This is a genomic window from Kitasatospora sp. NPDC047058, from assembly GCF_040643935.1.
In the GTDB taxonomy this organism is placed as follows: Bacteria; Actinomycetota; Actinomycetes; order Streptomycetales; family Streptomycetaceae; genus Kitasatospora.
Genome location: NZ_JBEYVJ010000276.1, coordinates 1 through 9782 on the forward strand (window position 1 = coordinate 1; position 9782 = coordinate 9782).

Annotated in this window: 9 protein-coding genes; 4 read left to right on the forward strand and 5 right to left on the reverse strand. The window is 73.4% G+C overall.

Annotated features, from left to right (window positions below; all coding sequences use genetic code 11):
- The 3 genes from ABZ885_RS29410 to ABZ885_RS29420 form a co-directional block, all read right to left on the reverse strand.
- Positions 1–1197, reverse strand: a 1197-nt coding sequence (locus tag ABZ885_RS29410; protein ID WP_360195022.1) for a ferritin-like protein, incomplete at its 3' end; no start/stop codon positions are given.
- Positions 1194–3170 carry a GMC family oxidoreductase gene (locus ABZ885_RS29415; RefSeq protein ID WP_360195025.1) on the reverse strand — a complete coding sequence of 659 codons (1977 nt, stop codon included), beginning with the start codon at positions 3168–3170 and terminating at the stop codon, positions 1194–1196. The genes ABZ885_RS29415 and ABZ885_RS29410, both read right to left, overlap by 4 nt.
- On the reverse strand, positions 3167–3802 hold the full coding sequence (locus tag ABZ885_RS29420) for a hypothetical protein (protein WP_360195028.1): 636 nt from the start codon (positions 3800–3802) through the stop codon (positions 3167–3169). Before ABZ885_RS29420 ends, ABZ885_RS29415 begins: the two co-directional genes overlap by 4 nt.
- 302 nt (positions 3803–4104) lie before the next feature.
- Between ABZ885_RS29420 and ABZ885_RS29425 the strand changes: the two genes are divergently transcribed.
- From ABZ885_RS29425 to ABZ885_RS29435, 3 genes are all read left to right on the forward strand, one after another.
- Positions 4105–4437 carry a PadR family transcriptional regulator gene (locus tag ABZ885_RS29425; protein WP_360195031.1) on the forward strand — a complete coding sequence of 111 codons (333 nt, stop codon included), beginning with the start codon at positions 4105–4107 and terminating at the stop codon, positions 4435–4437.
- Positions 4434–5384 carry a hypothetical protein gene (locus tag ABZ885_RS29430; RefSeq protein WP_360195034.1) on the forward strand — a complete coding sequence of 317 codons (951 nt, stop codon included), beginning with the start codon at positions 4434–4436 and terminating at the stop codon, positions 5382–5384. The genes ABZ885_RS29425 and ABZ885_RS29430 overlap by 4 nt, the downstream gene beginning before the upstream one ends.
- Before the next feature lie 212 nt (positions 5385–5596).
- On the forward strand, positions 5597–6022 hold the full coding sequence (locus ABZ885_RS29435; RefSeq protein ID WP_360195037.1) for a nitroreductase/quinone reductase family protein: 426 nt from the start codon (positions 5597–5599) through the stop codon (positions 6020–6022).
- A gap of 34 nt (positions 6023–6056) precedes the next feature.
- Here ABZ885_RS29435 and ABZ885_RS29440 read toward each other — a convergent pair whose 3' ends face one another.
- Entirely contained in the window at positions 6057–7919 is a 1863-nt protein-coding gene (locus tag ABZ885_RS29440; RefSeq protein ID WP_360195040.1) for a glycoside hydrolase family 15 protein, read from the reverse strand.
- Positions 7920–8142: 223 nt separating this feature from the next.
- Here ABZ885_RS29440 and ABZ885_RS29445 point away from each other — a divergent pair, with 223 nt between their 5' ends.
- Complete coding sequence (locus ABZ885_RS29445) at positions 8143–9030, forward strand: DMT family transporter (protein WP_360195043.1); 888 nt, start codon at positions 8143–8145, stop codon at positions 9028–9030.
- A gap of 28 nt (positions 9031–9058) precedes the next feature.
- Here ABZ885_RS29445 and ABZ885_RS29450 read toward each other — a convergent pair.
- Positions 9059–9782, reverse strand: a 724-nt coding sequence (locus ABZ885_RS29450; protein ID WP_360195046.1) for a hypothetical protein, incomplete at its 5' end; no start/stop codon positions are given.

The window sequence follows — 9782 nt, forward strand, 5'->3', positions numbered from 1 at the left end:
CCGGACACCCGAGCACCCTTCCAGGCCGGAGTCCTGGCCCTCGGTCTCCTGCCCCTGGCCGAGGCGGGGTGGCAGAGCACCGTCGATCCCCGCGGTGCGGGCGATCTCCTCGTCGGCGGCGTCGAACTGGGGCCGGGCGATCTCGAAGGTGGCGCTGGCGAAACGGCCCCGGGCGGCGAGCGCCGGGTCCGGGTGGGGGTTGCGGTAGAGCTGCCCGGCGCGGTCGCGCAGTTCGAGCATGGTGGGAACGGCGAGCGCCATGTGCCGGGGCCGCCCGTTGAAGGCCGAGTCGAGGTACCGCAGCAGGACGGCGTAGCGGGAGTTGAACGCGACGGCCTGCTCGTACACGGCGCTGGTGCCGGCGAAGCGCCGGTAGTCGGCGACCTTCGAGTCGCCGTGGATCGGGTAGGCGTCGTCCCAGGTGACGTCGATCAGCGGCCCGCTGGGCTGGTCCTGCGGGCGGTCGTCGGGGCTGTAGCTGCGCCCGGTGTAGATCTCGTTGAAGCGGAAGTAGTGGGCGAGTTCGGGTTGTTCGCCGAACCGGTCGTTGCTGTTCCAGATGCTGTCGTGGACGCCCTCGCCCTGCTCGGTGATGGTCTCCAACGCCTCCAGCGCCGAGTTGCGGCCGTCGATCTTGAAGACCTCGCCGCCGGAGTTGTAGAAGTCCTCCGGGCCGACCTGGTGGCCCGGCTTCCCCCCGGCGAAGACCGCGTCGTGGCCGAGGGTCGCGATGAGGTACTCCAGGCCCGCCCGGATGGTGTCGTAGAACTGCCCGATCGAGGTCCAGCCGGAGCCCGGCTCGGCCGGCGTGATCGCCTCGGGCTGCTCGATCCGCAGGAAGGTCCTGAGCGCCTCGGGCGAGAAGTGCTGCAGCCCGATGCCGGGGACCGTCTCGCCGCTGAAGGGCAGCCTCGCCGGGTACTTCGCGACGAAACCGGTACCGACCTTCGGGGTGCCGCCGACCGCGTTCAGCAGGTTGGCGGCCAGCGTCATGTGGAGCATCTCCTCCAGCAGCACGGCCCGGATCGCGTAGTACGACGTGCGGTTGGTGCCGGGGCGGATGGTGTACATGCCGGTCATGTAGACCGGGATGGTCAGGTGCTCCACCTCCATGGCCGCCTGGAGGTACGTGCGCAGGTCGTCCAGCGTCCTCGGGACGCCGAAGCCGGCTTCGTCCAGTGCGAGAGCGGTGATCACGCCGGTACCTCCGTGTCCGTCGTGCCCCCGGCGGTGCCGTGCAGGTCGGCCGGCCGCCGGTCGAGGAGCAGATCCCGGTGGATCTGCTCCGCACTGCGCAGGGCGAGGGCGAGCATGGTGATGGTGGGGTTGCTGGTGCCGATGGAGGGCATGCTGCCGCATCCGACGGCGTACAGGTTCGGGTGCTCCCAGGTGCGCTGGTACCCGTCGACCACGGAGGTGGCCGCGGAACTGCCCATGATGTGGGTTCCGGCGCCGTGGCCCGCGCCGCTGTAGGCCAGGTCCAGGGTCTCGCCGTCCAGCGTGTGCACGAAGTGCCCGAGCGGGGGGACGCCGTTGCGCGGGGCGTGGTCGGTGTGGTCGGTGGCACCGAGGTGGCCGAAGATCTTCTGGGCCACCTTGCGGGCGGCGAAGAGTCCGTCCCGGGTGTGCTGGTCGAGGTCGTAGGTGATGACCGGGCGCAGGTTCCCCATGGCGTCGCGGTAACGGCGGTCGATGGTGACCCTGTTGCCCGGGTTCGCCGACTGCTCGACGGCGATCTGCAGTTGCAGCTGGCGGCCGATGGTGGAACCGAGCAGACGGCGCAGCTCCGGCCCGAACACGCCGTCGCGCCGCACCTCGCCGCTCTCGTCGCCGCCGATGCCGAGGGAGGTGGCGACGTTGCTCATCGGCGCGCCGGTGGCCCAGCCCCAGCCCCAGTTGCCGATCTCGATCCGGAACGGAGCCCGCTTGGAGCGCCCCTCGCCGAAGCGGAACGCCTCCCAGCCCGAGGTGTGCCCGGGCCCGCGGAACGGCCCGACCGGCCCGCGGGCCTCGTCGGCGAGCGCCCAGTTGAGGATGGTCGGGTGGTCCATCAGGTTGCGGCCGACCTGGTCGCTCCCGTTGGCGAGCCCGGAGAACAGCAGCAGCCGCGCGTTCTCGACGGCGTGGGCGGCGAGCACCACCAGGTCCGCCTCCACCACGTACGAGCGCCCGACCGGCGAGGCCGGGTCGGTGTACGTGCGGAACTCCACCCCGCTCACCCGGCCGCCCCGGGTCGGGCCCGCCAGGCGGACCCGGGTCGCGACGCAGCGGGTGGCGAGCGAGACCGTCTTCGCGAAACGGGCCTGCTGGCGCAGCGGGTGGGACTTCGCCTGCACCGGGCAGATCGGCACGCAGCTCGCGTTGCCCACGCAGCGCTCGCCGTAGTTGGGCAGTCCCACCGCGCTCTCCGGCCGGTACGGGACGGGGGAGTAGTCCGGGTTCGGGGTGGAGTTGCGGGCCTGCGGCAGGCTCCGGACGTGCAGCTCGTACGTGTCACCCGTGACGTCGTCCGGGATGTGCGTGCCGTTGAGGCCCTCGCAGTACCGGTCGATGTAGCTGGCCGGGATCTGGTGCATCGGGTACACGTAGTCCGGGTCGGTGACGACCTCGATCGCTCGCTGGTCGTCCGCGTTCCCGGCCACGCCGATCTCGAACTCGGCCCGGGCGTACCAGGGTTGCAGCTCCGCCGCATCGATGGGCCAGCTGCGCCCGTAGCCGTACCGTTCGGTGGCGAAGTCCTCGGGGTGCATGCGCGGCACGGCGCCGAGCCAGTGCATCGCCGCGCCGCCCAGCTCCCGCAGGTAGTCGGTGCCGTAGGGGAGGCGGCCGTTCTGGACGAAGTAGCCGTTCGCGGTGAACTCCGGCTCGCCCGGCTCCGGGTTGGGCACCGGGGCGAGGTCGAGGACGTCCGGGAAGGGCGCGGCGACGCTGCGCCGGTAGGCGGAGTTCGGCACCTTGGCGACGGCGGAGTGGAAGGTGGCGAGCGAGTCCAGGTAGCCGGGCCAGGTCTCGGTGCCGCCGTTTCCGGCCTCCAGGATCAGGACGTTCCAGCCGAGGTCGCCGAGTTCCTTGGCGATCAGGCTGCCGGACCAGCCGCCGCCGACGATGACGACGTCGTAGCGCCGGCGAACGGCCTCGTCCGCACCGACGGTGTTGACGGTGTCGGTCATGCGTGCTCCTCCGGGGCGTCGGACCGCAGGGCGGCGGTCGGTACGGCGGACGGCGGGATCGCGCGGGAGGCGCGGTACCCGGGCAGCAGGTGGACGGGGACGGCGTCGAGTGCGACCTCGGCCGTCAGTCCGGTGCGGCAGACCGACTCCTCGTCGAGGCCAAGGTCCTGGCGCAAGGCGACGGTGCTGGGCTGGGGCGGCGGCGGGACCGCCCAGGTGCCGAAGCCCGGGGGCTTGGCGCCGGCCGGGTGCCCGTGGAACGTCCGCCACACCAGGCCTTCGACGTACGCCTCCGGCGTGACCACGAACTCCTCGTTCGCCATCTGACGGCGCAGCGCCGCGTGCGCTGCCGGCGCCAGGCGCGGCCAGGCACCGGTCAGCCACAGGTACGTGATCGCGCGGGCCACCTCCAGGTGGGTGGGCGACAGGTCCCGGGGGCCGCGCTGCGCGGCGGCCCCCGTCCACGCGGCCCGGAACTCCGCGAAAGCGGCGGCCCCGACCTGCTGCCGGGCGGTCTCCAGATACCGCTCGGCCATGCCGGTGGCGTACAGGTCGAACGCAGCGAAGCCGGTCAACGGCACGCAGAGGCCGACGAAGTCCTCGACCTCTTTCGTCACAGCGGGAACCGACATCACGCTCCTTTCGTGCAGGGGACGTTCGCCCCCGGGCGGGCGGCGGAGTGCCGCACCCGGAACAGTTCCTGGGCGAACCGCCTCGCATCCTCGCCCATGCCGGCCCCGCGCCGTCCGCCACGCCGGGCCGTGCGGGTGAATTCACCCGACCGGGCGGCGCTCACCCCGCTGCGCGCGCCGTGCCACGCCGACGGGCGCCCTGCCGAGGGTGTCGCCGGGCCGGATTGACGGATGATCAATTCCCTCTTGCCAGACACTACGGTGACCGTACTATGGTGGTGACCGTGAAGAACAAACGCTCCATGCAGGAGCCAACCTTCCTTCTCCTCACCGCACTTGCCGACCAGCCCCGGCACGGCTACGCGCTCGGTGACGAGGTCGCCGCGATCTCGGAGGGCCGGGTGCGGCTCGGCGCCGGCAGCCTCTACGGGACCCTCGACCGCCTCCTGGCGGACGGGCTGATCCGCGTCGACCGGGAGGAGACCGTGGACGGGCGCCCCCGGCGGGTGTTCGCGCTCACCACCGAGGGCGCCCAGACGCTCCGGGACGAGAGCGAGCGGCTGCGGACCGCACTCCGCGAGGCCGACCGGCGCCTGTCGACGACCTGGACCCGACTCGCAGGAGGTACGGCATGAACCCCGACCCGCACCGCCCGGCCTCCCCCCTGCTGCGGTGGGCCCTCGCGTTGTACCCGGCCTCCTACGGCACCACCGCGCTCGCCGAGGTCGCCGACCACGCCGAGCGCCACCTCGCCCACGCGGGCCGGCTCGGAAGGCTGCGCGAGGTGGCCGACGTCGCCGGGCACGGCGCCAGGGCCCGGCTGGGCCTGGCCTCCCACCGGCCCCTGGGCCGGGCACTCGCCACCGCGGCCCCGCTCGCCGCGGTGCTGGCCGGGGCGTACGCCGTCACCCATCTCTGGTGGGCCTTCATGATGGTCACCGACCCCGACTTCGACATCCTCGCCGACGACGGTGCCCAGCGGGTCGGCCCGTTCCTCGCGGCCGCGGCGACGCTGGTCCCCGCGATGCTGATGGCGGGCGCGGTCCTGTCCGGCCGCTGGCCGGCGGCACGGGCGCTCGCCCTGGCCGCCGTCGTGGCGCCACCGCTCGTCCACGTCCTCGCCCGCCCCGAGTTGCTCTCGTGCGGCCTGAACAGGTCCGATCTCGCGTTGATCGTCCTCAATGCGCTCATCCTGCCGATCGCACCGCCCGACCGGCCGCAACTCCGCTCCGCGTGGCCCTGGCTGGTCGCCGTCCCCGTCCTGGCCGCCGACGTCGCCATCACCCTCAGGGGCGGCATCACGGAGTGGAACAGCCTCTCCGGGTTCGACATCGTCGCCCCGGTCGCCGTCGGCGCCGCCGTCGCCTGCACCGCCCGCACCGTCGGGCGTACGGCAGCGGCCACGGCCGTCCTGGCCGTACCGCTCCTGTTCACCGCCACGGTCGTCCACGGCCCCCTCCCCTCCGAGCTCCCGCTCCTGGAGCGGGTGACGGTCCTGTACGCCGTGGGCTGTCTGACCGCCCTCGCCGCCGTCCGCATCGCGGCCCGGCGCTCCCGGCCGGCCGACCTCACCCTCCTCTGAACGGCCCGGCCGGGAACGGTGGGACCGGTGCCGGACGGCCGCGGCCGCCCGGCACCGGTGCACGGACACCGGCATCGAAGGAGGTCATGACGGGGCATCACCCGCCATGCCGAGCATCGGAGATCGCTTGACGGAGCGCCGCAAGATCGTCAAGGTGGCCGGACGGGGTTCACCCCCCGTGGGCAGCGGCAACACTCCTGGAAGGCGGTCCCATGTCAGAGCGGTCAGAGCGGCAGCAGCGCAACCAGCTGGTGATCAACGAGTTCCGGTCCGCCGGGGGAGTCGTGGGCGGTGACTTCGACGGCGTTCCGCTGCTGCTGCTCACCAGCACCGGCGCGCGCAGCGGGGAACCCCGCACCATGCCGGTGACCTACCTGCGGGACGGGGCGCGGCTGGTGGTCTTCGCGGCCAACGGCGGCCGGCCCCGTCACCCCGACTGGTACCACAACCTGCTGGCCGAACCCACCGCCCTCGTCGAGGTGGGCGCCGAGTCCTACCGGGTGACGGCCACGGTGACCGAGGGCGTGGAGCGCGACCGCCTCTGGGCCCAGCAGCTGCTGCGCACCCCGTACTTCAGGACCTTCCAGGAGCGCGCCGGACGCCGGATCCCGGTCCTCGCGCTGACCCGGGCCGCCTGAGCCCGGCCGCCTGACCCGGGCAGCCTGAGCCGGTTCAGCCGAGCGCGCGGTCCAGGTTGAAGGCGGCACTGATCAGCGCGAGGTGGGTGAACGCCTGCGGGAAGTTGCCGAGTTGCTCGCCGGTCCGGCCGATCTCCTCGGCGAACAGGCCGAGGTGGTTGGCGTAGGTCAGCATCTTCTCGAAGGCCAGCCGGGCCTCCTCCAGGCGCCCGGCGCGGGCCAGCGCCTCGACGTACCAGAAGGAGCAGATCGAGAAGGTGCCCTCGTCGCCCCGCAGGCCGTCCGGCCGGGCGGCGGGGTCGTAGCGGTAGACCAGGGAGTCGGAGACCAGCTCGGTGCCGAGTGCGTCCAGGGTGGAGAGCCACTTGGGGTCGGTCGGGGCGATGAACTTGGCCAGCGGCATCATCAGCAGGGAGGCGTCGAGCACGTCGTCGTCCAGCGCCTGGACGAACGCCTGCCGCTCGGCGGACCAGCCGCGGGTCATGATCTGCCGGTAGATCGCGTCGCGGGCCTGCCGCCAGCGGGGCAGGTCGGCGGGGAGGCCGCGCCGGTTCGCCATCCGGATCGCCCGTTCCAGGGCCACCCAGCACATCAGCCGCGAGTAGACGAAGTCCCGGCGGCCCGCCCTGGTCTCCCAGACGCCCTCGTCGGGCTGGTCCCAGTGGTCGCAGAGCCAGTCCACGACGGCGCCCAGCTCGTCCCAGTGGCCGCTGCTGACCGGCTTCCCCCACTTGTCGTAGAGGTAGACGGAGTCGATCAGCGCGCCGTAGATGTCGAGCTGGAGCTGTCCCGTGGCGGCGTTCCCCACCCGCACCGGGGCGGACCCGAGGTACCCCTCCAGGTGGGACAGCTCGTACTCGGGCAGCTCGGCGCGCCCGTCGATGCCGTACATGATCTGCAGCGGGCCGGCCGGGCCGATCGGGGTGGTGCACCGGAGGACGCCGGCCTCGGAGAGGAAGCCCATGAACGCCTCGGCCTCCGAGGTGAACCCGAGGCGCAGCATGGCGTAGAGGCAGAAGGCCGCGTCCCGGATCCAGACGTAGCGGTAGTCCCAGTTGCGCTCGCCGCCGATCCGCTCGGGCAGGCTGGTCGTCGGTGCGGCGACGATGCCGCCGGTCGGGGCGTAGGTGAGGAGCTTCAGCAGCAGCGCGGAGCGGTGCACCATCTCCCGCCACCGTCCGTGGTAGCGCGACTGGGCCAGCCAGCGGCGCCAGAACCGCACCGTCGCCTCGAACTGGTCCTGCGCCTCCGCGTGGGGGCACGCGCGCGGCCGGAGGTCGTCACTCACCACGTCGAGGGCGAAGACGGCGGACTCGCCCTCGAGGAGCTTGAAGTGCGCCCGCACGTCCGCGCCGTCGGCTTCGAGCGGGACGGTCGCGGTCAGCGCCAGCGCCAGTGAGGGGGCGCGGAACAGCGCGCGGCCGTCCTCCAGCTCCAGGGTGTGGCGCTCGGCGCCGTAGCCGAAGCGGGGCGCGACCGCCGCCCGGAACGGCAGGGTGCCCCGGGCGCAGACCACCCGCCGGATCAGCCGGTGCCGGTCCGCCTCGCGCGACTCGTCGACCACCGGCATGAAGTCCTGGATCTCGGCCACCCCGTCCGCGGCGAAGAACCGCGTGATGAGGACGTTCGTGTCGGGGAAGTAGAACTGCCGGGTGCGCGTCGGCAGGTCGGCGGCCAGCTCGAAGGACCCGCCCTTGTCGGCGTCCAGGACGGCCGCGAACACGCTCGGCGCGTCGAAGCGCGGGCAGCAGTACCAGTCGATGGTGCCGTCGGTGGCGACGAGCGCGGCGGTCCGGAGGTCGCCGATCAGGCCGTGCTCGGAGATCGGCATGTACCGGGGGCTGTCCGGGCCTCCGGGGACGGCCCGGTCGGATGCCATTGCCGTGTCGGCTGCCATGTCGGCCTCCTCGCCCGGCGGCGAGGGGCTCTCCGGCGGATCTTGCCGGATCAGCCACCGGGGCACCGGGCAGCACATCCCTCTCATGGTAGGCCGCCGGATCGGTGCGCCGCCGCCCGGGCGGGCGGCACCCGGGCGGGCGGCTGACCGGACCGGAGGGCGGGTACCCGGCGGGCCGATATTTCGGTGCGGGCCGAACCGTGCCGGGCGTAGGTTCGCCCGCATGGATCTTTCTACGACCGACGCCACGGCCCGCATCGACGGCCGCACCCTGGCCGCGGCTTCGACGACGGTGGTGCTGTGGGCGTCCGCATTCGTGGCGATCCGCAGCGCCGGCCCGCACTTCGGGCCCGGCGCCCTGGCGCTCGGCCGGCTCCTGGTGGGGTCGCTGGCGCTGCTCGCGCTGCTGCTGTACCGGCGCGAGGGCCTGCCCCCGCGCTCGGCGTGGCCGGGCATCGCCGCCTCCGGCCTGCTCTGGTTCGGCCTCTACACCGTCGCGCTGAACTGGGGCGAGAAGCAGGTCGACGCGGGCACCGCGGCCATGCTGGTCGGCGTCGGCCCGGTGCTGATCGCCCTGCTGGGCGGCTGGCTGCTGCGCGAGGGGTTCCCGCGCGGGCTGCTCACCGGGATGGCGGTCTCGCTGGCCGGGGCGGTGGTGGTGGGCCTCTCCATGTCCGGCGGGGGCGGCAGCTCCGTGCTCGGCATCGTCCTGTGCCTGGCGGCCGCGGTGGCGTACGCGGCCGGAGTGGTCAGCCAGAAGCCGGCGCTGCGCACGGCGAGCCCGCTCCAGGTGACGACCTTCGGCTGCCTGATCGGCGCGGCGGCCTGCCTGCCGTTCACCCCGCAGCTGCTGTCGGACCTCGCCGACGCCCCGCCGTCCGCGCTCCTCGACGTCGTGTACCTCGGCCTGTTCCCGACCGCCCTGGCGTTCACCACCTGGGCCTACGCGATCTCCCGGACGACGGCGGGCCGGATGGGGGCGACGACGTACTCGGTGCCGGCCCTGGTGGTGCTGATGGCGTGGGTGCTGCTCGGCGAGGCGCCCGCCCTGCTGACCCTGGCGGGCGGCGCCCTCTGCCTCGCGGGCGTGGCGGTCTCCCGCCGCACCTGACCGCGGGCCGGGGAGCCCGCCCGGCGCGTCAGGCGACGTGCAGGGTGAGCTCCGCGGTGTGCAGCTGCCCTGCGGTCTGGAACTGCAGGAAGACCCGCCAGCTCCCGGCGGAGCCGAGCATCGCGTAGAGGGTCAGTTCCGGCCCGCCGTGGTCGCCGTCGGTCTGGCCGGTCGGGTGCACGTGGGACAGCGCATGGTCGCCCTCGTGGAAGGCGGTGAGGTGGGCGTAGCTGTCCAGGTACGGCTGGAGGTCGGTGACCGGACGGCCGTCCCGGCCGACCGTGACGGTGAGCCGGTAGGCGCCGGCCTCGGGCACGCTCCGGAGGGCGACGGTGTAGCCGTCGACCGTGGTGCTGCCGGCCGGAGCGGGCAGCGGCGCCGGCGTGGCCTCGCCGGCCACCTGCACGGTGCGGCTCAGCACGATCTCGGTGTTGCGGCGGGTGCTGCCGGCCGGCACGAAGGAGGCGTACATCCGCCACGTCCCGGGGGCGAGGGCGGTCAGGTCCGCGGTCCAGGTGCCGTCGGCGGCCATCACCGGGTGCAGGTGCTGGAAGCCGGTGAGGTCGCTGCGGATCGCGTAGAAGTGCAGCTTCTTGGTCTGGTGCACGGTGAAGTCGGTGACCGGCCTGCCGTCCGGGCCGGTGATGGTGAACGGGTAGCCCGTCGCGCGCCCGGCGGGCAGCTCGGCGGGCGCGGCGTCCAGGCGGTAGCCGTCCCGTTCGGCCGCGAGGCCGTCGGCCGCCGAGCCCGCC